Here is a 24,936-nt window from a genome sequence, read left to right as displayed (position 1 = left end):
GTGAGGAGATCGTCGAATCGATGAGCCGCGTTTGCGCTCGGCGCTCCCTCAGAGAGCTGGCGAGCAAGCGTGGGGTGAGGGATCTCGGCCCGAACCTGCAGATCAGGCGTCGTATTCCCTCACCCCGCCCGCTCTCCCCCTGCGGGAGAGGGAGAAGCAGGATCGTGTGGATCAGTCCTTCGGCCGGAGCTTGCCGACCTCCGCGTCACCAGGCAGGTAGTCCGAGCCCTTGCGATAGACGGCGTCGACCATGATGCCCTTGCCGTCCTTCAGCGCAGTCTTGCCGACGTAAGCGCCGAGCGTCGACTGGTGATCGATCTTGCGGAACGTGATTTCACCGAAGGGCGACGGCACCGACAGTCCCTCGGCCGCGGCGATCAGCTTGTCGGTATCGGTCGAGCCGGCCTTGGCGAGGATGGCGGCTGCCGACTTGATGGTCTGGTAGCCGACGATCGAACCAAGCCGCGGATAGTCGTTATATTTGGCCTGATACGCCTTCAGGAACGCGTCGTGCTCGGGCGTCTTGATCGAATACCAGGGATAGCCGGTGACGATCCAGCCCTCGGGCGTCTCCTCCTTGAGCGGATCGAGATATTCCGGCTCGCCGGTCAGGAAGCTGACGACCTTGCGGTCCTTGAACAGGCCGCGGGTGTTGCCTTCGCGGACCAGCTTCACGAGATCGGCGCCGAAGGTGACGTTGAGGATCGCCTCCGGATTGGCGGCGGCGACGGCCTGCACCACCGGACCGGCGTCGATCTTGCCCTGCGGCGGCCACTGCTCGTCCACCCACTGGATGTCGGGCCGTTTCTCAGACAAGAGCTTCTTGAACACGGCGACGGCCGACTGGCCATATTCATAGTTCGGCGCAATGGTGGCCCAGCGCTTGGCGGGAAGCTTGGCGGCCTCCTCGACCAGCATCGCCGCCTGCATGTAGTTCGACGGACGCAGGCGGAAGGTGTATTTGTTGCCCTTCGCCCAGGTGATGGCGTCGGTCAGCGGCTCGGCCGCCAGGAAGAACACCTTCTTCTGGTTGGCGAAGTCGCTGACGGCGAGGCCGATGTTCGACAGGAACGTACCGGCGAGCATCGCGACGTTCTCGCTCGACACCAGCTCGTTGGCCGCGGTCTGCGCGTCAGCCGGCTTGCCGCTGTCGTCCTTGGAGACGACGACGAGCTTCTTGCCGTTGATGCCGCCGGCCGCATTGACCTCCTCGACCGCGAGCTGCCAGCCCTTGCGATAGGGCTCGGTGAAGGCCGGCAGCAGCGAATAGCTGTTGATCTCGCCGATCTTGATGACGTCCTCGGCGCGCGCCGCGCCCGTCAATCCCGCGACGGCAAGGCCCAGGCCTGCCGCAAGCATCGTTCTCCGTCGCATCCCTTCAGCCTCCATGTTGAGTCGAATTACCGTAGACCGTCCTCGCCCTTGATCTCGGCGACCGTGAGCCCGCCGACGCGCGGCAGCGGACGGCCGCTGTCGGTGACCGCGAGCGCGACCATGATCTCATTGGCGCGCGGCGCGTCGTTGATCTGCACCTCCATGCCATCGAAATGACTGCGCACGAAGGCCGCATCTTTATGGCCGAGCGGAATGTCGAGCGTGCAGCCGACGCCGCCGCGCTTCTTCGACGACGGGATCAGCGCCGCGCCCTTGCCGAGTACCTTGCGCACCGGCGCGCCCATTTTCGGATGCAGGATCGCGGCCGCATGCTCCAGCTCGCCGTCGCTGCCGACGGCGGCCGCCTTGCCGTAGCTGTGCGCGGCCGGCCCTTCGATGCCGAGCGCGGCCACGGCGCGCTTGGCCAGCATCTCGCCCAGCTCCTCGCCGATCGCAATCAGAGGCGACAGGTCCTCGACATAGCGGCCGGCAAACGGATTCTCGATCACCGCCACTGCCGCAGCCCGCCGCGTCGGCGGCGAGACGGACCGGCCCATCTCCTGATGGACTTCCTCGACCACGGTCACGATCTTTCTGATGACGGCGCTCATCGATGATCCTTCGTGTTCCTGCACATCATGCATCAAACCTCACGCCGCCGCCGCTCGCAACTGCGGCCGACGAACGATCTCGATCGCGCGCGGACCGACAACGCGAATGTTGCCGCGGAGCTGCAGAACGGCGCCTTCGATCAGACCGGCCGACAGCAGCGACTGCCCACGATGCTCGCCCGCGGCCAGCGCTTCGGCAACCTCGACATCACGGAGCTCTCCGACCTCGCATGTGACGAGGCGATCACCGAGATCGGTCTCCGGTTGCAACTCGCAGGCAGGTCGGCGAAGCACGGCCGGATGACCCGGAAGATCGACCGCGTTGCCGATCACCGTCGCCGCCGCATCCGCCTGCGCCGCGCTGCGCGCGAGTACCGTCACCGCGTCGGCAATGCCCAGCGAGAAACTGCGGCCGTGGCGGCCCGACGTGGCGACGCCGCCGATCGCATCGGCAGCACGAAGCGTCATCCTGCGCATCACACCGGCGCCGTCGGGACGGTCCATCAGCCCGACGCTGAAGGTGGCGGCATCCCGCAGATGGAGTGCGATGTCACCGCCATTGTTGACATAGGCCCGCGTCAGCTTCGCCACGCCGCACATGGCGCCGAGGATCTCCTCGGCCACGCTCCCGGCAACCGCGGCCATCGGCGTGATGAACATTTCGCGGGCGAACGGCGACACTGCCGCATGCATCCGCCGCGCGACGACACCTTTCAATGGGCATCGATCGTGATCGGCGCCCCTGCGCAGATCGGACAGTTCGGCACACAGCTCGTCCAAGAGACCCGTGAAACGCTCGGCCGCCGCACGATAGGCCGCGCGGATATCACCATCGACCGCGTCGACGCCGATGATCAGATCGATCGGGCCGTCCTGCAGATGCAGCCGCCGGTCGGGCAACAAGGCGATCTGTGGCTGCCGGGTCATGCACCCGGCCTCGGCCACGGCAGTTGGCGAATGTCCTTGCTGACATCCTTGAGCGAAGCGAGCGGCTGGACGTAATCCATGTGCCCGCCGAGCGCCGCATAATCCGATAGCCTCAGCGTGAACTCGATCGGCGCGACGATCGCCGGCGTCGGCACATAGCCGAAGGCGCCGGCCGGCATCTGGGTCACGTCGACCATATAGGTGATGCCGCCGCCCGGCCAGACATAGACCGGCGCACCGCCGCTCGTCACCCGCGTCAGCGTATCCTTGACCGAACGCGTCAGCCGCACCGGATTGTCGGTGACGCCGGCGCGCAGCGAGCCGCCGGCACCGGCCATGAACAGCACGGTGCACAGCGCCGGCTCGCAGTTCTCCTGGATGCGCTCGACCGAGAACTGCAGCTCCGGCGGCATCTCGCGCTGCACCGGCCTGAGCGTCTCGTCGAGCACGTAGTATCCGGCATGCTCGCCCGTCGTGGACACCATCAGCAGCGTCGTTCCCGGCTTCGCCGTCTTGGGATCGAATGGCCCGAGGATCGACAGCGGATCGGAGATGTCGGTGCCGCCCCAGCCGGTTCCGGGCTGCGCCACCTGGAAGTAGCGGCCCGGCGTCGAGCGTCGTCCCTTCATCTTGATGCCTGTCGCGGGAATGTCGAGCAGCTTGCCGGCCTGGTGCTCTGACAGCACGCCGGTGATGTGATCATCGACCACGACGACCTCGTCGACCTTGCCCTGCCATTGCTTGGCGAACATCCCGATCGTGGCCGAGCCGCAGCCGACGCGCATGCGCTCTTCCTTGACGCCGTTGACGATCGGGGGCTGCCCCGCCTGCACGATCACGCTGGAGCCGCCGTCAACCACCAGTTCCACGGCCTTGCGGTTGCTGAGGTCCATCAGCGCGTCACAGGTGACACGCCCCTCCTTCTTGGAGCCGCCCGTGAGATGATGCACGCCGCCGAGCGACAGCATCTGCGAGCCGTATTCGCTGGTCGTGACGTGACCGACCGCTTCGCCGTCGACGCGCACCGTCGCCGCTTCCGGGCCGAGATAGCGGTCGGTGTCGATCTTCACCTTGACGCCGCAATAGCTGAAGATGCCCTCGGTCACGACCGTGACCATGTCGACGCCATCGACGACCGATGACACGATGAACGGCGCCGGCTTGTAGTCGGGATAAGTGGTGCCGGCGCCGATCGCGGTGACGAACAGCTCCGGCTGATGCACGATCTTGCCGTCCCAGTCGCCGCTCGCCTGGAACGGCACCAGCTTGCCGCCATGCGACACCGTGCGCTCCAGCAGGATATGCGGATCGACGCGCACCAGCACACCGTCCTGATTGGCATAGCGGTCGCAGGCGCCTGCCGCGCCCGGCTTGATGTAGCACATCACCGGGCAGGCATCGCAGCGGATCTTGTCCCCTGCACCGTCGCTCGCCGTCTCAGTCACCATGCAGAGAAGCCCATCTTGAAGCGGAGTTGGCGGCAGCCATCCACGCGCCGCGGCAATTCGTTCGTATACGAATGATGTCGCGCCCCTCCGCCGACTGTCAAGCGCCACCGCGAACGAAAAGCACGATTGCCGGATAAACGATCAGTTTGCCCTGCACAATGACGACAAATCGTGCATACGCTGCAACGCAATACGTGCCACTTGCATGTTAGTACACAAACGATACGCTCGGAGCGATCACCATCGCATCCTCGTTAACGATAGCATAGCGGACGACAGAAGGGCATGACGCCAGCAACGATTCGGCTGACCGTGAACGGACGGACACATGACGTCGCCGCCGCGCCGGACACGCCCCTGCTCCATGTGCTGCGCAACGACCTCGCTCTGAACGGTCCGAAGTACGGCTGCGGCCTGGGGGAATGCGGCGCCTGCACCGTACTGATCGACGGCCGCGCCGCCCGCTCCTGCGTCATTCCGGTGGAAGGCTGCATCGGCCGCGACGTCACCACGCTGGAAGGACTGGGCTCGCGCGAGGCGCCCGATCCGGTGCAGCAGGCCTTCATCGCCGAGCAGGCCGCGCAATGCGGCTACTGCCTCAACGGCATGATCATGACGACCAAGGCGCTGCTGGCGATCAAGCCCGATCCGTCACCCGACGAGATCAAGCAAGCGCTGCGCTACAATCTCTGCCGCTGCGGCGCGCATGTCGAAATCCTCCGCGCGGCGATGCGCGCGGCCGGCCACACGCTCGAGGCGCTGGACTGATGAACGATCGCCTCACCAAGGACGCCGACATGCCTCGCGGCCGGCTGGTCGTCGAACGTCCCATCGCCGGCAACGATGGCCAGTTCGAAACCTTCATCCGGATCACGGCGGCAGGCGAGGTCTCCGCCTTCAACGGCCATGTCGATCTCGGCACCGGCATCCGCACCGCGCTGGGACAGATCGTCGCAGAAGAGCTCGACGTCTCCTTCGCTCGGGTCGTGGTCGTGCTCGGGGACACCGCGGTCGTGCCGAACCAGGGCGCGACCATCGCCAGCGAGACAATCCAGATCACCGCCGTGCCCCTGCGCAAGGCGGCGGCGCAGGCGCGCGCCTTCCTCTTGGCGCGGGCGGCGACGCAGCTCGACCTCGACGTTCAGGACTTGATGGTCGAGGATGGACTGGTCCGCGGGCCCAACAACCGCGTCCTCAGCTATGGCGAGCTGATCGGCGATGAGACGATCCGCCTCGAGCTCGCCGACGATATCCTCGTCAAGTCGGTGAACGACTATCAGGTCGTCGGCCGCTCGGTGCCGCGCGTCGACCTGCCGGCGAAGGCGACCGGTGAGCTCACTTACGTGCATGACGTTCGCGTCCCCGGCATGCTGCACGGCCGCGTCGTGCGTCCGCCCTATGCCGGCGTCGATGCCGGCCCCTTCATCGGAACCAGCCTTCTTGGCGTCGACAGGGAGTCAGTGCGCGATGTCCCTGGCCTAGTCGACGTCGTCGTCATCGGCGACTTCATCGGCGTCGTCGCCGAGCGCGAGGAGAATGCGATCCGTGCCGCCGAGCGCCTCGAGGTGAATTGGAAGCCGGTGCCGACCCTGCGCGACCTCGATGATGTCGAGAACGCGCTGCGCGCCAATCCGTCCGCTCCGCGACGGCTGCTCGACAAGGGCGATGTCGATGCCGCCATCGCCGGCGCCGCCAAGCCGATGCGGAGGACCTATCTCTGGCCCTACCAGATGCACGGCTCGATCGGACCGTCCTGCGCGGTGGCCGACTATCGCGACGGGCAGATCCGCATTTATTCCGGCACGCAGAATCCTCATCTCCTGCGCGGCGATCTCGCCAAGCTGATCGACCGTCCCGAGCACCAGATCGAGCTGATCCGCCTCGAGGCCGCCGGCTGCTACGGCCGCAACTGCGCCGACGACGTCACGGCCGATGCGCTGCTGCTGTCGCGTGCGGTCGGCCGCCCGGTGCGGGTGCAATTGTCGCGCGAGCAAGAGCATCTGTGGGAGCCCAAGGGCACCGCGCAGCTGATGGACGTCAATGGCGGCCTCAATGCCGACGGCTCGGTCGCGGCCTATGAGTTCGCCACGCGCTATCCCTCGAACGGCGCACCGACGCTGGCGCTGCTGCTGACCGGGCGCATCGGGCCGGAGCCTGCGGTGTTCGAGATGGGCGACCGCACCGCGATCCCGCCTTACGACTATGAGCACATGCGCGTCACGGCGCATGACATGCCGCCGATCGTGCGTGCGTCCTGGATCCGCGGTGTCTCGGCGCTGCCCAACACCTTCGCGCACGAGTCCTACATCGACGAGCTCGCCGCCGAGGCCGGCGTCGACCCGATCGAATACCGGCTGCGCTATCTGAAGGACGAGCGCGCACGTGATCTCGTGAACGCCGTGGCCGAGCGCGCCGGCTGGACGCCGCGCCCCGTGCGGGAGGAGAAGACGCCCGAGAACGGCGTCGTCCATGGCCGCGGCTTCGCCTACGCGCTCTACGTCCACAGCAAGTTTCCCGGCTACGGCGCGGCATGGTCGGCGTGGATCGCCGATGTCGCCGTGAATACGACCACCGGCGATGTCAGCGTCACGCGGGTCATTGCAGGCCAGGACTCCGGCCTGATGATCAATCCCGACGGGGTACGCCACCAGATCGAAGGCAACGTCATCCAATCCACCAGCCGTGCGCTGATGGAGGAGATTCCCTTCACGCGCGGCAAGGTCGCGGCACGGGAATGGGGCGCCTATCCGATCATCACCTTCCCCGACGTGCCTGAGATCGACGTGCTGATGCTGCCGCGGCCGGATCAGCCGCCGCTCGGCGTCGGCGAGTCCGCGTCCGTGCCCAGCGCCGCCGCGATCGCCAATGCGATCTACGACGCCACCGGCGTCCGCTTCCGCGAGCCGCCATTCACGCCGGAGCGCATCCTGAAAGGCCTGCGCGGCGAACGGGCGGAGACGCCGGCGCCGCAGTCGCTGCCCGCCCCCGAAAGACCGGCGACCACGTGGCCCAAGCCCTTTGCCAAGCGGGGCGGCGTGATCGCCACCGCCGTCGCGGCCTGCGCCGCGGCGATCGGCGTCGCCACCGCCGTGTTGCCCTGGCGCGCCATCGCGCCGATCACGCGCCCCGATCCCTCGGTCTATTCCGCAGCGACGATCGCGCGCGGCGAGGCGCTCGCGGCGCTCGGCAATTGCGCTGTCTGCCATACCGCGGATGGCGGCCTGATCAATGCCGGCGGCCGCGCACTGGAGACGCCGTTCGGCACGCTGTTCAGCACCAACATCACGCCCGACGTCGAGACCGGCATCGGCGCCTGGTCCTATCCCGCCTTCGAGCGCGCGATGCGCGAGGGCGTGCATCGCGACGGCCGGCAGCTCTATCCGGCGTTTCCCTACACGCATTTCGCGCGAACCGATGATGCCGACCTGCAGGCGCTCTACGCCTACCTGATGGCACAGGCGCCAGTGAGACAGCAGGCGCCTGACAACGCGCTGCGCTTCCCATTCAACCTGCGGCCGCTGGTCGCCGGATGGAACGCTCTGTTTCACGACACGCAGCCGTTCCGGCCCGATCCGACACAATCGGAGCAGTGGAATCGCGGCTTCTATCTCGTCGAAAGCCTCGGCCATTGCAGCGCCTGTCACTCGCCGCGCAACGCGCTCGGCGCCGAGCAGCGCAACGCACATCTGGCTGGCGGCTTCGCCGATGGCTGGGAAGCCCCTGCGCTGACCGCGCTCTCGACTGCCCCGATCCCGTGGACCGAGGACGAGCTCTACACTTATCTGCGCTCGGGGCAATCGCGCTTCCATGGTGTCGCGGCCGGTCCGATGGCGCCGATCGTGAAGGATCTCGCGACGCTGCCCGACGCGGACGTTCGGGCCATGGCGATCTATCTCGCCTCGTTCCAGACGCCCTCGCCCGAGGCAGCGAAGCTGGAGGCGATGGCCGCGGAGTTGGAAGCGCGCACCAAGGCGACCTCGACGGCGTCTCCGGCGGCACGGCTCTATCTCGGCGCCTGCGCGGTCTGTCACGAGGTGGGCGGCCTGCCGCTGTTCGGCAGTCGGCCCTCGCTGGCGCTGAACAGCAACCTGCACAGCGCCACACCCGACAATCTGATCCAGGTGATCCTGCACGGGATCATGAAGCCGGTCTCGTCCGATCTCGGCTACATGCCGGCGTTCAAGGACCATCTCAGTGACGTCCAGATCGCCGAACTCGTCGCCTATCTTCGTCAGCAGTTTGCTCCGGACAAGCCGGCCTGGACGGGCGTAGACGCCGCCGTCGGTCGCATCAGGTCCACCGTGGCGCAGTGAGGCTGAGCATGCTCCGTCTGCGCCCGGCGCCCCGACCACCACCCTGACGCGCATTCGGGCACCTCGTTGCCAGTAATTTCGCCTTGCGGCAGACGGTCTGCCGCTTCTAGAATTTGGGACTACGTTCCAAAAAATGGAACAAACGGTATCATCATGAGCGCTCTGACCAACGCCATCGACATCCTGCGCTGCTTCTCGACCGCGCGGCCCGACCTCTCCTTTGCCGACGTCCAGGTCCTGACCGGCAAACCGAAAAGCTCGACCTCCCGCCTGCTCCGCTCGCTGCGCGATTGCGGCCTGCTCGAGCAGGATCCGCACAGCCGCCGCTACCGGCCGGGCCTGCTCACCTTCGAGCTCGGGCGGCTGCACCGGGCCCATGACGACCTGATCGCCACCGCCGAGCGCGAGCTGCGCGATGTCTGCGCGCGCACCGGCCACACCGGCTACATCGCCGTGCTCGACGGCTATCAGCAGGTGGTGCTGCGCATCGTGCCCGGCTCCAACCCGCTGCGCGTCGTCAACCCGCCGGGCCAGCGCACGCCGGCCATCATCACCTCGAACGGCCGCGCCATGCTGGCGCGTCTGACAGACCAGGAGATCCGGACGCGCGTGCCGCTCGACTACCCGAAGGTCCCGGCCAACTCGCCGCAGAACTTCACCGAGCTGATGGCGCGGCTGAACGAGATCCGCCGGACCGGCATCTCGGACGCCGCCGACGAGGCCATCGAGGGCGTCGGCTCGCAGGGCTTTGCGCTGACGAGCGGCGAGAGCGGTGAGCTGATCGGCATCGCCGTCTCCTACTCGGTCCAGGCCACCACCGAGATCGAGCGTGCCAATGTCCGCCGCGAGCTCGGCAGCATGGCCGCAAAGCTGCGGCGCATGACCGGCGATCCGCTCGGCCAGACCATCGAGCAATTGGCCGGACTGGCCTCCTGATGACGAGCAGCAGCGCGCCGCGCGTCAACAGCCTGGCGCTGTTGATCCTGCCGAGCGCGCTGCTGTTTGCGTTGTTCTTCTTTCTGCCGATCGGATTGATGGCGGTGATGAGCGTCCTGACCGGCAACCCCGTGGTCATGCCGAACGTCGCCCTCACAGCCAGGCACTATGCCCGCATGGGCGATGACGGCTACTATCTCGAGGTGATCTGGACCACGATCCGGATCGGCCTCTGGACGACGCTCGCCGCGCTCGTGATCGGCTACCCGCTCGCGCATTGGATGGCGCGTATCAAGAGCCGCACCGGCCATGCGCTGCTGCTGATGGCCGTGCTGGCGCCGATGCTGACCGGCATCGTGGTGCGTACCTTCGCCTGGATGACGCTGCTGTCCGACAAGGGTGTCATCAACCAGATCCTGGCGTCGCTCGGGCTGGTCACAAGGCCGTTGCAGCTGATGTACAATGAGACCGGCATCATCATCGGCCTGGTCCACATCTATGTGCCTTTCATGGTGCTGACGCTCACCGGCGTGATCGGCCGCATCGACGAGCGGCTGGAGCAGGCGGCGGAGAATCTCGGCGCCAGCCCATGGCGCGCATTTCTCGAGGTCACCCTGCCGCTCAGCCTGCCCGGCATCCTCGCCGGCTCGCTGCTCGTCTTCGCGCTCGCGATCAGCGCCTATGTCACCCCGATCCTGCTCGGCGGCTTCCAGGTCATGACCTTGCCGATCCTGATCTACCAGCAGATCTCCGCCAACTTCAACGTCGGCTTCGCGGCTGCGCTCGGCATGGTGCTGCTCATCATTTCGCTCTCGCTCGTCATCGCGTATAATCACGTGCTCGGCCTCGTTTCGGGCCAGCGCGAGCTGCAATGAGGGCGCAGATGACGAGCCTTGCTCCGGGATCGCGGCCGCCGCTCGCTGCGCCAATCGGTCTGGCGGCCACACCTGCCCTTCGCAGCAAGGCGCGGCCGCTCCGGTGGGGCCGCAGGCTCTATCTCGCCGCCAACACCGCCATCCTCGTCTTCCTGCTGGCGCCGATTGCGATCGTGATCGTGTTCGCGCTCAACCCGACGCCTTTCATCCAGTTTCCACCAGTCGGCATCTCCTTTCGCTGGTTCGAGAAATTCTTCGCCTCGGGCGACTTCATGCACGCGCTGCTGTTCAGCATCGAAGTCGCGGCCATGACCACGGTCGCGGCCACCGTGCTGGGCGCCTCGGCCGCGCTGGCGATCGCCCGCGGCAACCTGCCAGGCTCCCGGCTGATCGTGGCGACCATGCTGTCGCCGCTCATGCTGCCGGCGATCCTGACCGGTCTTGCGCTGTTCCAGTCCTACGTACTGCTCGACGTCGGACGCCCGGTGTGGGGGCTGGTGGCTGGTCACACGCTGGTGACGATTCCCTACGTGGTGCGGACCACGCTCGCCGTGCTGCACAATTTCGATGTCAGGTTGGAGGAAGCCGCGCAGAATCTCGGCGCCAGCCCCACCCGGACCTTCTTCGAGATCACGCTGCCGCTGGTGAAGCCCGGCGTTCTGGCAGGCGCGATCTTTGCTTTCATCGTCTCGTTCGACCAGTTTCCGGTGTCGCTGTTCCTGGTCGCGCCGGGCAGCGAGACCTTGCCGATCACGCTGTTCAACTATCTGAAGTTCGATCTCGACGGCACCATCGGCGCGGCCTCGGTGGTCTCGATCCTGCTCGCCTTCATCGTCGTCATCGCGCTCGACCGCACCGTAGGTCTTCGCTCCTACGTCAAACTCTAAGGGAGATCCCGGACATGACCGCCTCATCGCGTCGTTTTCCCCTGAGCCGCCGCCGCCTGCTGACCGCGGCTGCGTCGCTCGGCGCCGGCGTTGTCGCTGCTCCCTTTGTCGCGCGTGCGGACGAGCCCGTTCTCAACGTCACCGGCTGGGGCGGCAAATGGGGTGACGTGATGAAGGCCGAGATCGGCCCGGCCTTCGAAAGCGAGTTCAAGTGCAAGCTCAAGACCGACACCGCGCTGCCATTCCTGCCGAAGCTGCAGGCGAGTTCGCGCTCGGCTCCCATCTACGACGTGCTGCACACCAACTCCAACGAGCAGTGGGCGGCCGTGGAGATGGGTCTCGTCGAGCCCAAGGTCGACCCCAAGCTGGTTCCGAACATTGCCGACGTCTACCCTTACGCCGTCAGCGACAAGATCGTCGGCGTCTGCATCTTCACCAGCGCCATCGGGCTCGGCATGCGCACCGACAAGGGCTATGGGAGCGTCACGTCGTGGAAAGACTACTGGGATGCGAAATTCAACGGCGCGCGCGGCGGCTATGTGATCCCTGCCAATAGCCTTGGACAGGCGTTCGTGATGATGTGCGGCGCCCTGTATGGCAAGGGCCAGACCGACCTCGACGCCGCCTATGCAGCGCTGGAGAAGCTGAAGCCGATCAAGCTGGTCGACTTCACCGGCGCGATGGAGAAGCTGATCCTGTCCGGTGAGGTCGGCCTCGGCATCCTGCATGATTCCGGCATCTATCGTTACGACGGCCAGAACCAGCCGGTCGACTTCGTCACGCCAAACGAGGGCGTGCTGTCGCTCGAGCAAGTGCTGAGCATCACGCCTGGCAGCAAGGTGAAGGATCTCGCCAACGCCTATATCAACTACATGCTGCGCCCCGAGGTTCAAAAGCGCCTCGCTGAGACCGTCTGGTATTCGCCGGCCAACAAGAAGGTCAAGCTCGACTCCAAGTATGACGCCAAGCTGCTGACGACGCCGGAGAAGGTCGGCAAGCTGATCCAGGTCGACTGGAAGTGGTACAACGCACGGAAGGACGAGATCGACAGCCGGGTCAACCGGATATTCCGCGCATGAGCGCTGCCATCGAGATCGCCGCGGTCAGCAAGATCTATGACGGCGGCGTACGCGCAGTCGACGCGGTTGCCGTGAACATCAGGCCTGGCGAGTTCTTTTCGCTGCTCGGCCCGTCCGGCTGCGGCAAGACCACCACCCTGCGCATGATCGCCGGCTTCGACAGCCCAAGCGCCGGCGAGATCCGCCTCGACGGCGCCGACATCACCCACGTGCCGGCGCACAAGCGCGACATGGCGATGGTGTTCCAGAACTACGCCCTGTTCCCGCACCGGACCGTGGCCGAGAACGTCGCCTTCGGCCTGCGCATGCGCAAGATCGACAAGGCGACGATTGCCGCGAAGGTGAAGGCAGCGCTGGCGATGGTTGAACTCGGAGGCCTGGAGAACCGCAGGCCGGCGCAACTGTCCGGCGGCCAGCAGCAGCGCGTCGCGCTCGCCCGCGCCATCGTCATCTCGCCCCGCGTGCTGCTCTGCGACGAGCCGCTCGGCGCGCTCGACAAGAAATTGCGCCAGCAGATGCAGTTCGAACTCAAGCGGCTGCAGAAGACGCTTGGCCTCACCCTCGTGTTCGTCACCCACGACCAGGAGGAGGCGCTGGCCATGTCGGACCGCATCGCGGTCATGAACGCCGGCCGCGTCGAGCAGATCGGCACCCCGCTCGAGATCTACGATCAGCCGCGGACGCGTTTCGTTGCCGATTTCATCGGCGACACCAACATTTTTCGTGGTCAGCGCGTGACCTTGGACAAGGGCGTCGGGATAGCCGTCGGCAACGGTCTGGTACTGTCCCTGGCGGACACAGTTGCAGCAGCCGAGGCCGAGGTTCTGTCGGTCGCGCTGCGGCCGGAGAAGATCTCGGTATCGCCAGCCGAGGTGGCCGATGCCAAGCGGACAGGCATGTCCGCGCGCGGCACCGTCGAGAGCACCAATTTCCTCGGCGGCGCGGTGCTGTACCGCATCGCCCTGGAGAGCGGACAGCACGTGCTGGCGCAACAGCCGAATTCCGGAGCTGGTCCTCTCCATGCGCCGGGTCAAACGGTCACGCTCGACTGGCGTCCGGCCGATCTCGTCATCCTCGAGGATTGATATTGTGAGCGTTATATTCCTATTCCCGCAGCAGTACCGTGCGCCGCAGTCACAGAGCGACGTCGAAGAGCTTGTGCCGTGAGCGCAGCCGGCATGAAGACGATCAGCCTCGACGACATCGAGGCGCTCGCGGTCGGCGCCTGGATCCTCGGCACCGGCGGCGGCGGCAGTCCCTATCTCGGCCTGCTCAACCTGCGCCGGCTCTATGCGGAGGGGCATCGCGTGCAGATGATATCGCCGCTCGACCTCGCCGACGACGACTGGGTCGCGGTGGTCTCCAACATGGGCGCCCCCTTGGTCGGGCAGGAACGGCTGGCCGACAGCCGCAGCATCGCGCGTGCGGTGCGCATGCAGGAGGAGATCAACGGCATCACATTTCGCGCCGTGATGTCGGTCGAGATCGGCGGCGGCAACGGCATGCAGGCGCTGATGGCGGCGGCGCATCTGAACATCCCCGTGGTCGACGCCGACTGCATGGGCCGTGCCTTTCCCGAGGCACAGATGACGTCGGTCGCGATCGGCGACCTCAAGCCCTATCCCTGCACGCTCTACGATCCGCGCGGCATCGAGGCCGTCGTGACCAAGGTGCCGAGCTGGAAGTGGATGGAGCGCGCCAGCCGCAAGATCTGCGTCGAGATGGGCTCGATCGCCTCGACCAGCAAGGCGCCGCGCACGGGCCGCGAGGTCAAGGACTGGGGCATCCATTTCACGACCACCAAGGCGATCGCGATCGGCCGTGCGGTCGAGGCAGCGAACCGGAGCCACCAGGATCCGATCGCGGCGATCCTCGATTGCGAGGGCGGCCAGCGGCTGTTCAGCGGCAAGATCGTCGACGTCGAGCGCCGCACCACCGAGGGCTTTCTGCGCGGCAGCGCCGTCGTGGAGGGCAGCGACGACGATCGCGGCACCCGGCTCAAGCTGTCGTTCCAGAACGAATGGATCGTGGCTTGGCGCGATGGCGAAGCCATCGCGATGTCGCCAGACCTGATCTGCGTGCTCGACAGCGTCAACGGCCACGGCATCGGCACCGAGACGGCGCGCTACGGCCAGCGCGTCACCGTGATCGCGCTGCCCGCGCCCGCCGTATTGACCAGCCCGCGCGGGCTCGAATTCGTCGGCCCCCGCGCCTTCGGTTACGACCTCGATTTCCGGTCGCTGTTTGCGACCCCTGGAGCTCCCTGAGAATGAAGCGGATTGGCATTGACGTCGGTGGCACCAACACCGACGCCGTCCTGATTGCCGACGACCATGTCGTCCACTCCGTCAAGGCTGCGACCACCGCCGACGTCACCTCCGGCATCCTCGCGGCGCTGAAGGCGCTGCGAGAAAATCCCGCGGCGGCCGCGCCGGTCGACGCGGTCGTGATCGGCACCACGCATTTCATCAATGCGGTGGTGCAGCGGCGGCACCTGCAGAAGATCGGCGCCATCCGCATCGGCATGCCCGCCTCCGCCTCGCTGCCGCCGTTCTGCGACTGGCCGGGCGATCTCGCCGCGCTGGTCAGCGGCGAGACGTTCATGCTCGAGGGCGGCCACGATTATGATGGCCGCCCATTCATGCCGCTCGACATCGGCGGCCTGAAAGCCGCCGCGCGCGCGATCAAGGCCAAGGGCCTGCGCGCGGTCGCGGTCGCCTCGTCGTTCTCGCCGCTCGACCCGAGCTGTGAGATCGCGGCGCGGGAAATCCTCGCCGAGATCTGCCCTGATGTGGCCGTCACGCTCTCGCACGACCTCGGCCGCATCGGACTGCTGGAGCGCGAGAACGCCGCCCTGCTCAATGCCGCGCTCCACGACCTCGCGGTCACGACGGTCGCCGCCTTCCGCAAGGCGATCGCGGAGTCCGGCATCGATGCGCCGCTGTTCCTGACGCAGAACGACGGCACCGTGATGCAGGCGGAGATCGCGACCGCCTTCCCGGTCATGAGCTTCGCCTCCGGCGCCACCAACTCGATGCGCGGCGCCGCGTATCTCTCCGGCCTCGACGACGCCATGGTCGTCGACGTCGGCGGCACCACCAGCGACATCGGCCAGTTGCGCCACGGCTTTCCGCGCGAGGCCAACACCGTCGTCGAGGTCGGCGGCGTCCGCACCCTGTTCCGCATGCCCGATTTGCTCTCGATCGGGCTCGGCGGCGGCAGCCATGTCGAGCAGGATCCGGTCCGCGTCGGCCCGCTCAGCGTCGGATACCGGCTGACATCCGACGCGCTGGTGTTTGGCGGCAACCGCCTGACCGCGACCGACATCGCGGTCGCGGCGGGGCTGATCGACATCGGCGACAGATCGCGCGTCGCGCATCTGCCGAAAAGCCTGATCGACGCCGCGCTCGCCGACGCCCACCGCAAGCTCGAGGGCGACATCGACCGCATGAAGACCGAGGCCGGCGACGTGCCGCTGCTCGCGGTCGGCGGCGGCGCCTTCCTGGTGCCGGAGCGCCTTGCCGGCATCTCCACCATCGTGCGCGTCGACCATGGCGACTGCGCCAACGCGGTCGGCGCCGCCATCGCCCAGGTCTCCGGCGAGGCCGACCAGGTCTTCCGCGACCTGACCCGCGACGAGGCCATCGCGGCGGCGCGGGCCATCGCCGAGGAGCGCGCGGTGCAGGCCGGCGCCGACCGCGACACGCTCAAGACGGTCGATGTCGAGGACATGCCGATCGCCTACCTCCCCGGCAACGCGCTGCGCGTCCGCGTCCGCGTCGCCGGCGCCATCGCCGAGCCGACCATCGGCGCGGCGGCGTAGTCCATCGTCGCTACGCCAGCTCGGCGATCCGCTCGACCCCGGCCTCCGCGCCCTGCGCCTTGGCCGCCGCCATCGAGCCGCCGAGGTCGATGCCGCGGCAGGCGTTGTCGATGACGATGGCCGCGAAGCCGAGCCGCCGCGCATCGACCGCCGAATAGTGCACGCAGAAATCGGCGGCGAGACCGACCAGGAAAACCCGCTTCAGGCCGCGCTCGCGCAGGTAGCCGGCGAGGCCCGTGGGCGTGGTCTTGTCGTTCTCGAAGAACGCCGAGTAGGAATCGATCGCGGCACGAAAGCCCTTGCGGATGATGAGCTGCGCCTTGTCGGTCGCAAGCTCGGCATGGAAGGCGGCGCCCGGCGTGCCCTGGATGCAGTGGTCCGGCCACAAGGTCTGCGGCCCGTAGGGCATCGTGACGCTCTCGAACGGCGCCTTGCCGGGGTGGCTCGAGGCGAACGAGCTGTGTCCCGCCGGGTGCCAGTCCTGGGTCAGGACGACGTGATCGAACATCCCGCTCAGCCGGTTGATCGCCGGCACCACGGCATCGCCGTCGGCCACGGCGAGCGCGCCGCCGGGACAAAAATCGTTCTGCACATCGATGATGAGCAGCAAATCCTCGTTGGCCCTGATCTGCATTCCGGTCTGCATCCGTTTCACTCAAACTCCATCAAGGATGGCCCCAGCCCGCGGCGATCTCAAGCCGGGCCGCCGAATAATCCGCGGCAAGCCAGCCCCTCCATTTTGGAATCCCTGCCCTGCAGGACGGGCCTGGAAACGCCCGCCGATTCATGGATTCTCCCGGCGGGAGAGCGTGGCCGATGCAGACTGCCGTCACACACCATTCCGCGAGCCAGCGTCTCGAGCGCTGGGCGGTCGCCACCCTGCGCGAGGCCGGCGCGATCGTCGAATGCGAACAGCACGGCTGGATGCGCGAGCGCGGCGACCCGCATGCGCTGGCGCGGGCGCTTCGCATCGCACGCGACGATCCGCCACGCGGCTTGTGTAGTTCGGACGCGCTCGCGGCGATCGAGGCCGTCCTGGCCGCGACCGGCGACACCTGCCCTGATTGTTCACGGCACGGAGAGCCGGAATATCCGCCGTGATTCAAATAAGTGATTCCGTAGCTACCCCGAGATGCCCTAGCCTGAGGCCTCCACCGGGAGACGCGATCATGCCGAATCATCCGGTCCCGTGGCTGCTGCGCAAGCCATGCCCGACCTGCGGCCGTGCGCTCGCGGTTCGCGAGGGCAAGGGCGGGCGCCGCGAGCTTGCTTGTCCGACCTGCGATGGGCCCGATCCGCTGCACTCGCCCAAGGCGCTCCGCTGGGCGAGGGGATCGCTTCGGCCGCCGGAGCGGCCGAAGCAGCATTGACGTCACTGGCGCGTCAGCTTGCGCTCGACTTTCTTGCGGCTGTTGCCGACCTTCTTGACCGCCTTCTTCACCGCGGACGCCGAGCGGCCGCTCTTCTTGGCTTCGTAGCGGACTTCGTGGTCCTGTCCACCCGCGACGCGGGCGCGATCCTGGTTGCGTCCGCGCGCTGACTTTGCGGTCGAGGCTTTCTTCTTCGTTGCCATGGTGCATCTCCTTATCAGCGCGCAACGCACGACGCAGCGAAGCGGTTCCGCCGATGAGGGAGCCCCATCGCATCGATCAGCCGAGGTCGAACTTGACGCCCTGCGCCAGCGGCAGGCTGCGGCCGTAGTTCACGGTGTTGGTGGCCCGGCGCATATAGGCCTTCCATGAATCCGAGCCGGACTCACGGCCGCCGCCGGTCTCCTTCTCGCCGCCGAACGCGCCGCCGATCTCGGCGCCCGAGGGGCCGATATTGACGTTGGCGATGCCGCAATCGGAGCCGCGCGACGACACGAACAGTTCGGCCTCGCGCAGATCATTGGTGAAGATCGACGACGACAGCCCCTGCGGCACCGCATTGTGCAGCTCGATCGCGGCATCGAGATCGCGATACGGCATCACGTAGAGAATCGGCGCGAACGTCTCGCGCTCGACCGGACCGGATTGCGATTCGATCTCGACCAGGGCCGGCCGCACGTAGTACGCCTCCGCGAAGCCGCCGACCGCGACGCGCTCGCCGCCGAACACGCGGCCGCCGTGATCCCGCGCAGCGCTCAGCGCGTCCTGCATGGCGTCGTAGGCGCCGCGATCGATCAGCGGGCCGATCAAGGTGCCCTGCTCCAGCGGATTGCCGATCGCCACCGAGGCGTAGGCCTGCTTCAGCCGCGGCACGAGCTGGGTGTAGACGTCGGCATGCACGAACAGGCGGCGCAGGCTGGTGCAGCGCTGGCCCGCGGTGCCCATCGCCGCGAACGCCACGGCGCGCAGGGTGAGATCGAGGTCGGCCGTGGGCGTGACGATCGCGGCATTGTTGCCGCCGAGCTCGAGGATCGCGCGGGCAAAGCGGCCCGCAAGACAGGCGCCGACGACGCGCCCCATGGCGGTCGATCCGGTCGCCGACACCAGCGGCACCCTGGCATCGTCGACCAGCATCTCGCCGACCGCGCGGCCGCCGAGCAGCAGGCCGGCGAGCCCCTCCGGCGCCTCGCCGCCCTCGCGGCGATAACGCTGCAGCGCACGCGCCAGCAGCGCGTCGGTCGCGAGCGCGGTGAGCGGCGTCTTCTCCGACGGCTTCCAGACGACGCTGTTGCCGCACACCAGCGCCAGCGCCGCATTCCAGGCCCACACCGCCACGGGGAAGTTGAAGGCGGAGATCACGCCGGTGACCCCCAGGGGATGCCAGGTCTCCATCATCCGGTGCTCGGCGCGCTCGGTGGCGATGGTCAGGCCATAGAGCTGGCGTGACAGGCCGACGGCGAAGTCGCAGATGTCGATCATCTCCTGGACCTCGCCGAGCCCCTCGGAGACGATCTTGCCGGCCTCGATCGAGACCAGGCGGCCGAGCGCGGCCTTGTGGGCGCGCAGCTCCTCGCCGAACAGCCGCACCAGTTCGCCGCGCTTCGGTGCCGGCTTGAGCCGCCACTGCAAGAACGCGGCATGCGCGCGCGCGATCACCGCGGTCGCATCGGCTCTGCTGTCGTCATGCACATGGGCCAACACCTCGCCGGTCACGGGCGAACGGGCGGCGCGCGTCCCACCGCGCAGCCGCTCCGGCGCGACGCCGAGCGAGGTCAGGATCTCGGCCGTTTCGACAACGAGTGTCAGAGGCGATGCTTGGCTGGGCGACATATGCAACTCCGGATTGTCCCACGCACCGGTGCACGCGAGACGTCATGAATGGTCCATCGTAAACGCCCCCGTGTAGATCAAATCCGGCTGCGGCGCGAGCACCCGCGCGCTGGGCAAACGGCCACTGGGCAGGTGGCTCGTCGGCGCACGGAGGCGTCCTCCCGCTCGTTCTGTTTCGCGCGCGCCGGCTCAGCCTTCTGGCGCGCATCGGCGAGATCCCGCGACGCAACGCGCCCGGGCTGATGGGATCGACGATCCCTCGCGAAACACGAGGGCGCGGGGAATGCCGGGAGCTGGCCGCCCCCATGGCCCGCCTGCGGAAAAAAATGCAGGCGGCAGGAACCACAGGTTCAGCCGAGACATCCCGGCATTCCCCGCGCGATGGTCTTCACGCTTATATCGTGATCTCCCCGGTGTACAGCTGTTTAGCCACCGTCGCCTCGGGATCATCGCCCGACGGCTTGGCGCCAGCGTCGCGGCGCCAGGACCACACGACTTCACGTCCGCAAGCCCGCCGTTCGTCCGCGTGCAAGCACGCTGCGACAGGCAAGCGGCCATCGCCTCCCCGCCTCACGTGTCGTGACGATCGCGATACGCCCCTCGTGGCGAAGCAGGATGGATGCAGTAGAGCACATTTTCTGGAAAAGCGAAAGCGCTTTTTTTGGAGCGCCGCAGTGATCGAAGGTCGTTCATGACACGTCTTGCGTTGGCAGACGGATTGTGATCGTCGAGGAAAACGGCGAAGCGGCTCTCGCAACAAAGATCATTGCGGCCCTATCCGCCTCGATATACCAACGTCGCATATGTCCTCGCGAGAGACGATCAGCATGACGATCGAGACTTTGTTCGCGTTTGCGGGAACGTCCATCATCCTCCTGGTGATCCCGGGGCCGACGGTTCTGCTGGTGGTCTCCTATGCGCTGGGCCAGGGGTGGCGAACCGCGCTGCCGACGGCCCTCGGCGTCGCGCTGGGCGACTTCACCGCCATGACCTTGTCCATGCTGGGCGTCGGTGCGTTGCTGGCCACGTCGGCGCTGCTGTTCACCGTGCTGAAATGGATCGGCGCGGCCTATCTCGTCTGGCTCGGGATCAAGCTGTGGCAGGCCGGCGGCGCGCTGAACGCCGTGCCGCGGACCGACAGGACCTCGGCGCTGAAAATGCTCGGTCACGCCTGGATCGTCACGGCGCTGAACCCGAAGAGCATCACCTTCTTCGTCGCGTTCTTGCCGCAGTTCCTCAGTCCGAACGGCAGCTTCCTCACGCAGATGGTCGTGTTCGAATCGACCTTCGTCGTGCTCGCCTTCGCCAATGCCGTCGGCTATGCGCTGATCGCCTCGCGCGCCCGCGCGCTCGTACGGAGCGCGAAGGTGATCAGCATCTTCAACAAGGCGGGCGGCACCCTTCTGATCGGTGCGGGCGTCGCCGCCGCGGCGGCGCGGACGGCGCAGAACTGAACGGACTGCGACCTTCGGCGTGGATCGTCGCCGGCCACATCGGATGACGACGCCCGCGAGGCGTCGTCCAGGTTTCTGCAACGCGCAGGTCAGGCTATATTGTCGCCGTCACCTGTTATCGAGCAGGCTTTGCCATGGCCGACACACACCCATCCAGTCCCGAGCTCTGGTCGTCGATCCAGCACGAGGCCCGGCCCATCGCCGCGGCCGATCCCGTGTTCAGCCGCGCCCTGTCGGCTGCAATCCTCGATCATTCTGATCTCGGCAGCGCCGTCGCGCAGCAGATTGGCATCCGCCTCGGCAGCGGCGATGCCGCGCGCGCCCGATTTGCCGCGGTCGCGCGCGAGGCGTATGCCGCCGCGCCTGAGCTCGTCGAGGCGGCGGGTCGCGACCTCGGGGCGATCGCGGCGCAGGATCCAGCGACGACGGCGCTGCTGCCGCCGCTGCTGAACTACAAAGGCTACGTCGCGCTGCAGGCGCATCGCGTCGCGCACTGGCTCTGGAGCAACGGGCAACCCGACCTGGCGCTCCTGATGCAGGCGGACTCGTCAACATCCCTGCAGGTGAGCATCCATCCCTCGGCGCGGCTCGGGACCGCGGTGTTTCTCGATCATGCCACCGGCATCGTCATTGGCGCCCACAGCAGCATTGGCCACGACGTCACCATTCTGCAGAACGTTACGATCGGACGACACGACGCGCTGCCCGGCCGCGCCCCGCGGATCGGCCGCGGCGTGCTGCTCGCCTCGGGCGCGACCGTGCTGGGCGACGTCGCGATCGGTGATTTTGCCAAGATCGGCGCCGGTGCCGTCGTCACCACCGATGTGCCGTCGGGCTGCACCGCCGTGGGCGCGCCGGCTCGCCTGACGAACTGCCCGGAGCAGCCGGTCCCAGCCTGACCACGACTCCTCGCGACCCCTGGGGCGGCCGGTTTTACAGCAATGTTTCAAGCTTGCCCGCGGTGACGGAGATCAGGTCGCGGATCTTGTCGCACTCGGCCGCAAGCGGTGCGAGGGCCGGATCCGACCTGATGCACCGGTCCAGATTGTCGACCGCGCTTCGCCAAGCCTCCAATTCGCGCCGCAGCCGTCCGACCTCGCCGGTGACCACCGCATCGCGCAGCCGTTCTGCTTTCGCGCCGATGATACGCAACGAGGCCCGGGCGGGAAATGCGAGGATATCAGCCACGGGTCGCCCCGATGAGAAAGGTGGAATTCGGCGAAGACGACAGGCGCATGACGTGCGGGGCGGCGGCATTGCCTGCAACCACGCGGCGGCCTGGATTGACAGGCCGCCGCGCGATCGGTGCTTTCCGATCCGACCTCAAGCCGCGGCGCGCTCGGCCAGCGCCTGAGCCTCGGCCGCGGCGCGCGCCATGCTGGACGACATCTCGCTCGTGACGGTGCTCTGCTCCTCGACGGCGGCGGCCGTCGACGTCACATACTCGCTGACGTTCTGGATCGCCTGCTTGATCGAGCCGAGAGACGTGACGACGCCCCCGGAAATATTGTTGAGACTGTCGATCTCGGTCGCGATCTTGTCGGTGGCGGTCTTTGCCTGGGTGGCAAGGTTCTTGACCTCGGAGGCAACGACGGCAAAGCCCCTGCCAGCTTCGCCGGCCCTGGCGGACTCGATGGTGGCATTCAGCGCCAGCAGATTGATCTGGCCGGTGATGTTGTGGATCATCTCGACGATGCCGCTCATCGACTGAGCGGCATCGGAGAGCCGCTGCGCCTGCGCGTCGGCTGAGGTGACACGGTCCACCGCGCCCATGGCGGTCTCGCGCGACTTCGTCATGGCTTCGGAAATCTCCCGCACGGACGCGTTGAGCTCCTCCGCGCCCGCCGCCACCGATTCCATCATGGCGCGCACGCGCTCGTTGCCCATGCGAACGAAGACCTGCCGGGTGACGTCGGTCGCGTATTTGACCACCTTGAACGGCTTGCCGTTGAGGTCGAGGATCGGATTGTAGGAGGCCTGGATATAGACCTCCCGGCCGCCCTTGCCGATGCGCTTGTATTCGGCCGACTGGTACTGACCACGGTTCAGGCTGGCCCAGAAGTCGCGGTAGGCGGCGCTCTCCCGCTCGGACGGTTCGACGAACATGCTGTGATGCTTGCCCCGGATCTCGGCCAGCGTGTAGCCGAGCGCATGCAGGAAATTGTCGTTCGCGGTGATGACCGTACCGTCCATGTTGAACTCGATCACGGCCTGGGACTTGCCGATGGCCTCGATCTGGCCGGCGAGGTCGGCGTTCGTCAGCTTCTGCGCGGTGACATCGGTTGCGAACTTGACGACCCCGATTGGCCTGCCCGTCGCATCCAGCACCGGATTGTAGGTGGCAAGGATCCACACTTCCTTGCCGCCCTTGCCGATGCGCTTGTATTCGCCGCCCTGATATTCGCCGCGATTGAGAGCTGCCCAGAACTCGCGGTAGGCCGCGCTGTCGCGCAGCGCGGGTTCGACGAACATGCTGTGATGCTTGCCCTGGATCTCGTCGAGGCGATAGCCCAGCGCGTCCAGGAAATTCTTGTTGGCACTGACGATGGTGCCGTCGAGCTTGAATTCGATCATGGCCTGCGCGCGATCGATGGCGGCAAGCTTGGAGCCGTCGGCCATGCTGCGCAGCTTCTTCTCGGTGATGTCGGTCGCGAACTTGACGACCTTCACCGGCTTGCCGGCGCTGTCGAGGACGGGATTATAGGACGCTTCGATCCAGATTTCGCGACCGCCCTTGCCGATGCGCTTGAACTCGGCGGCCTTGAGCTCGCCGCGGCTCAGCGCCGCCCAGAACTCGCGGTAGGCGGCACCGTCGCGTTCGGAAGGCTCCACGAACATGCTGTGATGCCTGCCCTGGATTTCCTCTAGCTGATAGCCGAGTGCGTTCAGGAAGTTCTTGTTCGCGGTGATGATCGTGCCGTCGAGCTGGAATTCGATCACGGCCATCGCGCGACTGATTGCTGCAAGCTGTGCTTCCGCGTCCGAGCGGCTGTTCGATCGAAACAACAAGGTAACCTCCAGATGAATAGTTCGTTTGCAGATGGTCGGCGGCGGTGACGATCGTCCCGCGCGCCCGGCGACATGTCTGCGCAAAAATTGATGCAACTTGTTCCACTCTCGTTAAAGCGCGTTGAGAATTCCGGCTTTTCCGTAGTTCTACCGCTGTGACATGACGTCCGACATACAATGACGTCGCGCGGAAGCTGCGCTGCGGCCCCAGGATCGTCGACAATCGGGCGCGTGGCGCGGAGATCGTGGGGCGTCGCCTTGTTGGCGTGCAGCTCCTCTCCGAACAGCCGCACCAGCTCGCAGGACCTCGGCGCCGGGAGCAACCGCCACTGCAAGAACGCCTGATGCGCGCGGGCGATCACCGCGGTCCATCATCCCTGGTGTCGTCATGGACCTGGGCCGGCGATCCTCCGATCAGCGGTGGTCCCGTTGGACGGCAGAGCTACACCGCCTCGACCACCGCCTTCAAAGCGTCAGAGACCTTTGTGGCGAGCGTCGCGAGCGCCGCATTCTCGATGGCCTGCATCGAGGCGACGGGATTCACGGCGGCGACCTCGACCTTCCCGCCGATCTCCTGGACGATGACGTTGCAGGGAAGCATGGTGCCGATCCGGCTCTCCGCCTGCAATGCCTCATGCGCCAGCTTCGGATTGCAGGCGCCCAGGATGGTGTAGGGCCGAAAGTCGGCGCCGATCTTCTCGCGCAGCGTCGCCTGCACATCGATGCGGGTCAGAACGCCAAAGCCGCGTGCCTTCAGCTCGGCCGTCACCCGCTCGATCGCCGCGTCGAACGATAGATTTACCGCTTTGGCAAAATAGTAGGTCATGCTCGCCTCTTTTCCGGCTGGTCTGCCGCCGCGTCGACGCAGTTCGTCGCACGCGGCGATCGGATCTGACGGCGGCACTGTTGCGCGTCCGTGCGGCGGGCACTTGATCGAGATCAGCGAAATGGCCGCACTTGCCGGACTCGCGCCAGCGCAGGCCCGGCCATCACGCCGGTT

At 66.8% G+C, this 24,936-nt stretch carries 23 protein-coding genes; 13 read left to right on the top strand and 10 right to left on the bottom strand.

From position 1 onward, the window contains the following. Positions 1 to 171: 171 nt before the first annotated feature. Genes QW887_RS31635 through QW887_RS31620 form a run of 4 tightly spaced genes read right to left on the bottom strand, consistent with a single transcriptional unit; the run spans position 172 to position 4,360 of the window. A complete protein-coding gene (locus QW887_RS31635; protein WP_315715504.1) occupies positions 172 to 1,374 on the bottom strand; it encodes an ABC transporter substrate-binding protein in 1,203 nt (400 codons plus the stop codon). 26 nt (positions 1,375 to 1,400) lie between these two features. Continuing rightward, positions 1,401 to 1,985 carry an amino acid synthesis family protein gene (locus tag QW887_RS31630; RefSeq protein WP_315715503.1) on the bottom strand — a complete coding sequence of 195 codons (585 nt, stop codon included), beginning with the start codon at positions 1,983 to 1,985 and terminating at the stop codon, positions 1,401 to 1,403. Positions 1,986 to 2,024: 39 nt separating this feature from the next. Beyond that, complete coding sequence (locus tag QW887_RS31625) at positions 2,025 to 2,912, bottom strand: UPF0280 family protein (protein WP_315715502.1); 888 nt, start codon at positions 2,910 to 2,912, stop codon at positions 2,025 to 2,027. Next, positions 2,909 to 4,360: a 6-hydroxynicotinate reductase gene (locus QW887_RS31620; RefSeq protein WP_315715501.1), complete on the bottom strand. Its 1,452-nt coding sequence runs from the start codon at positions 4,358 to 4,360 to the stop codon at positions 2,909 to 2,911. Before QW887_RS31620 ends, QW887_RS31625 begins: the two co-directional genes overlap by 4 nt. A 285-nt stretch (positions 4,361 to 4,645) precedes the next feature. Between QW887_RS31620 and QW887_RS31615 the strand changes: the two genes are divergently transcribed. From QW887_RS31615 to QW887_RS31575, 9 genes are all read left to right on the top strand, one after another. After that, the gene (locus tag QW887_RS31615; RefSeq protein ID WP_315715500.1) at positions 4,646 to 5,128 is read left to right on the top strand and encodes a (2Fe-2S)-binding protein; all 483 of its coding nucleotides are present in this window, start codon (positions 4,646 to 4,648) and stop codon (positions 5,126 to 5,128) included. Beyond that, positions 5,128 to 8,673 carry a molybdopterin cofactor-binding domain-containing protein gene (locus QW887_RS31610; protein WP_315715499.1) on the top strand — a complete coding sequence of 1,182 codons (3,546 nt, stop codon included), beginning with the start codon at positions 5,128 to 5,130 and terminating at the stop codon, positions 8,671 to 8,673. Before QW887_RS31615 ends, QW887_RS31610 begins: the two co-directional genes overlap by 1 nt. Positions 8,674 to 8,826: 153 nt before the next feature. Beyond that, positions 8,827 to 9,609, top strand: coding sequence for an IclR family transcriptional regulator (locus QW887_RS31605; RefSeq protein WP_315715498.1), 783 nt, complete (start codon positions 8,827 to 8,829; stop codon positions 9,607 to 9,609). Next, entirely contained in the window at positions 9,609 to 10,484 is an 876-nt protein-coding gene (locus QW887_RS31600) for an ABC transporter permease (RefSeq protein WP_315715497.1), read from the top strand. Before QW887_RS31605 ends, QW887_RS31600 begins: the two co-directional genes overlap by 1 nt. Before the next feature lie 8 nt (positions 10,485 to 10,492). Further along, positions 10,493 to 11,371 carry an ABC transporter permease gene (locus QW887_RS31595; RefSeq protein WP_315715496.1) on the top strand — a complete coding sequence of 293 codons (879 nt, stop codon included), beginning with the start codon at positions 10,493 to 10,495 and terminating at the stop codon, positions 11,369 to 11,371. Positions 11,372 to 11,385: 14 nt separating this feature from the next. Further along, entirely contained in the window at positions 11,386 to 12,450 is a 1,065-nt protein-coding gene (locus tag QW887_RS31590) for an extracellular solute-binding protein (RefSeq protein WP_315828062.1), read from the top strand. Beyond that, positions 12,447 to 13,535 carry an ABC transporter ATP-binding protein gene (locus QW887_RS31585; protein WP_315715493.1) on the top strand — a complete coding sequence of 363 codons (1,089 nt, stop codon included), beginning with the start codon at positions 12,447 to 12,449 and terminating at the stop codon, positions 13,533 to 13,535. Before QW887_RS31590 ends, QW887_RS31585 begins: the two co-directional genes overlap by 4 nt. 78 nt (positions 13,536 to 13,613) lie before the next feature. Then, positions 13,614 to 14,717 (top strand): DUF917 domain-containing protein, encoded by a 1,104-nt coding sequence (locus QW887_RS31580; RefSeq protein ID WP_315715492.1) that lies wholly within the window; start codon positions 13,614 to 13,616, stop codon positions 14,715 to 14,717. Positions 14,718 to 14,719: 2 nt separating this feature from the next. Continuing rightward, complete coding sequence (locus tag QW887_RS31575; protein ID WP_316195856.1) at positions 14,720 to 16,273, top strand: hydantoinase/oxoprolinase family protein; 1,554 nt, start codon at positions 14,720 to 14,722, stop codon at positions 16,271 to 16,273. 10 nt (positions 16,274 to 16,283) lie between these two features. Here QW887_RS31575 and pncA read toward each other — a convergent pair whose 3' ends face one another. Next, on the bottom strand, positions 16,284 to 16,919 hold the full coding sequence (gene pncA, locus QW887_RS31570) for a bifunctional nicotinamidase/pyrazinamidase (protein WP_316195894.1): 636 nt from the start codon (positions 16,917 to 16,919) through the stop codon (positions 16,284 to 16,286). Positions 16,920 to 17,089: 170 nt separating this feature from the next. Between pncA and QW887_RS31565 the strand changes: the two genes are divergently transcribed. Together QW887_RS31565 and QW887_RS31560 are read left to right on the top strand one after the other, a co-directional pair. Continuing rightward, positions 17,090 to 17,374 (top strand): hypothetical protein, encoded by a 285-nt coding sequence (locus QW887_RS31565; protein WP_315715490.1) that lies wholly within the window; start codon positions 17,090 to 17,092, stop codon positions 17,372 to 17,374. 68 nt (positions 17,375 to 17,442) lie between these two features. After that, positions 17,443 to 17,643, top strand: coding sequence for a hypothetical protein (locus QW887_RS31560; RefSeq protein WP_315715489.1), 201 nt, complete (start codon positions 17,443 to 17,445; stop codon positions 17,641 to 17,643). A gap of 2 nt (positions 17,644 to 17,645) precedes the next feature. Here QW887_RS31560 and QW887_RS31555 read toward each other — a convergent pair whose 3' ends face one another. Next, a complete protein-coding gene (locus QW887_RS31555) occupies positions 17,646 to 17,846 on the bottom strand; it encodes a DUF3606 domain-containing protein (protein ID WP_315715488.1) in 201 nt (66 codons plus the stop codon). Between the two features lie 76 nt (positions 17,847 to 17,922). Then, positions 17,923 to 19,473, bottom strand: coding sequence for an aldehyde dehydrogenase family protein (locus QW887_RS31550; RefSeq protein WP_315752091.1), 1,551 nt, complete (start codon positions 19,471 to 19,473; stop codon positions 17,923 to 17,925). Between the two features lie 827 nt (positions 19,474 to 20,300). Between QW887_RS31550 and QW887_RS31545 the strand changes: the two genes are divergently transcribed. Both QW887_RS31545 and QW887_RS31540 read left to right on the top strand, forming a co-directional pair. After that, a complete protein-coding gene (locus tag QW887_RS31545) occupies positions 20,301 to 20,927 on the top strand; it encodes a LysE family translocator (RefSeq protein WP_316171940.1) in 627 nt (208 codons plus the stop codon). Between the two features lie 134 nt (positions 20,928 to 21,061). Further along, positions 21,062 to 21,826, top strand: a complete 765-nt coding sequence (locus QW887_RS31540; RefSeq protein ID WP_316171941.1) for a serine O-acetyltransferase — start codon at positions 21,062 to 21,064, stop codon at positions 21,824 to 21,826. Positions 21,827 to 21,860: 34 nt separating this feature from the next. Here the strand turns inward: QW887_RS31540 and QW887_RS31535 are convergent, their stop codons facing one another. From QW887_RS31535 to QW887_RS31525, 3 genes are all read right to left on the bottom strand, one after another. Next, complete coding sequence (locus tag QW887_RS31535) at positions 21,861 to 22,079, bottom strand: hypothetical protein (RefSeq protein ID WP_316171942.1); 219 nt, start codon at positions 22,077 to 22,079, stop codon at positions 21,861 to 21,863. Positions 22,080 to 22,250: 171 nt separating this feature from the next. Further along, entirely contained in the window at positions 22,251 to 23,873 is a 1,623-nt protein-coding gene (locus QW887_RS31530; RefSeq protein WP_315715483.1) for a PAS domain-containing methyl-accepting chemotaxis protein, read from the bottom strand. 505 nt (positions 23,874 to 24,378) lie between these two features. After that, positions 24,379 to 24,762 (bottom strand): DUF302 domain-containing protein, encoded by a 384-nt coding sequence (locus QW887_RS31525; protein ID WP_315715482.1) that lies wholly within the window; start codon positions 24,760 to 24,762, stop codon positions 24,379 to 24,381. Positions 24,763 to 24,936: the final 174 nt, after the last annotated feature.

The sequence above is a fragment of the Bradyrhizobium sp. SZCCHNRI3052 genome (genome assembly GCF_032484895.1).
Taxonomy (GTDB): Bacteria; Pseudomonadota; Alphaproteobacteria; order Rhizobiales; family Xanthobacteraceae; genus Bradyrhizobium.
This window is presented reverse-complemented; position numbering and strand designations above follow the sequence as displayed.

Excerpts from the sequence above, each read along its gene's own strand:
- QW887_RS31585 (WP_315715493.1), top strand. The coding sequence starts at position 12,447 with ATGAGCGCTGCCATCGAGATCGCCGCGGTCAGCAAGATCTATGACGGC.
- QW887_RS31605 (WP_315715498.1), top strand. The coding sequence starts at position 8,827 with ATGAGCGCTCTGACCAACGCCATCGACATCCTGCGCTGCTTCTCGACC.
- QW887_RS31530 (WP_315715483.1), bottom strand. The coding sequence starts at position 23,873 with ATGGCCGTGATCGAATTCCAGCTCGACGGCACGATCATCACCGCGAAC.
- QW887_RS31620 (WP_315715501.1), bottom strand. The coding sequence starts at position 4,360 with ATGGTGACTGAGACGGCGAGCGACGGTGCAGGGGACAAGATCCGCTGC.
- QW887_RS31615 (WP_315715500.1), top strand. The coding sequence starts at position 4,646 with ATGACGCCAGCAACGATTCGGCTGACCGTGAACGGACGGACACATGAC.
- QW887_RS31550 (WP_315752091.1), bottom strand. The coding sequence starts at position 19,473 with ATGTCGCCCAGCCAAGCATCGCCTCTGACACTCGTTGTCGAAACGGCC.
- QW887_RS31540 (WP_316171941.1), top strand. The coding sequence starts at position 21,062 with ATGGCCGACACACACCCATCCAGTCCCGAGCTCTGGTCGTCGATCCAG.
- QW887_RS31560 (WP_315715489.1), top strand. The coding sequence starts at position 17,443 with ATGCCGAATCATCCGGTCCCGTGGCTGCTGCGCAAGCCATGCCCGACC.
- QW887_RS31555 (WP_315715488.1), bottom strand. The coding sequence starts at position 17,846 with ATGGCAACGAAGAAGAAAGCCTCGACCGCAAAGTCAGCGCGCGGACGC.
- QW887_RS31595 (WP_315715496.1), top strand. The coding sequence starts at position 10,493 with ATGACGAGCCTTGCTCCGGGATCGCGGCCGCCGCTCGCTGCGCCAATC.
- QW887_RS31635 (WP_315715504.1), bottom strand. The coding sequence starts at position 1,374 with ATGCGACGGAGAACGATGCTTGCGGCAGGCCTGGGCCTTGCCGTCGCG.
- QW887_RS31525 (WP_315715482.1), bottom strand. The coding sequence starts at position 24,762 with ATGACCTACTATTTTGCCAAAGCGGTAAATCTATCGTTCGACGCGGCG.
- QW887_RS31600 (WP_315715497.1), top strand. The coding sequence starts at position 9,609 with ATGACGAGCAGCAGCGCGCCGCGCGTCAACAGCCTGGCGCTGTTGATC.
- QW887_RS31575 (WP_316195856.1), top strand. The coding sequence starts at position 14,720 with ATGAAGCGGATTGGCATTGACGTCGGTGGCACCAACACCGACGCCGTC.
- QW887_RS31625 (WP_315715502.1), bottom strand. The coding sequence starts at position 2,912 with ATGACCCGGCAGCCACAGATCGCCTTGTTGCCCGACCGGCGGCTGCAT.
- QW887_RS31590 (WP_315828062.1), top strand. The coding sequence starts at position 11,386 with ATGACCGCCTCATCGCGTCGTTTTCCCCTGAGCCGCCGCCGCCTGCTG.
- QW887_RS31610 (WP_315715499.1), top strand. The coding sequence starts at position 5,128 with ATGAACGATCGCCTCACCAAGGACGCCGACATGCCTCGCGGCCGGCTG.
- pncA (WP_316195894.1), bottom strand. The coding sequence starts at position 16,919 with ATGCAGACCGGAATGCAGATCAGGGCCAACGAGGATTTGCTGCTCATC.
- QW887_RS31630 (WP_315715503.1), bottom strand. The coding sequence starts at position 1,985 with ATGAGCGCCGTCATCAGAAAGATCGTGACCGTGGTCGAGGAAGTCCAT.
- QW887_RS31545 (WP_316171940.1), top strand. The coding sequence starts at position 20,301 with ATGACGATCGAGACTTTGTTCGCGTTTGCGGGAACGTCCATCATCCTC.
- QW887_RS31565 (WP_315715490.1), top strand. The coding sequence starts at position 17,090 with ATGCAGACTGCCGTCACACACCATTCCGCGAGCCAGCGTCTCGAGCGC.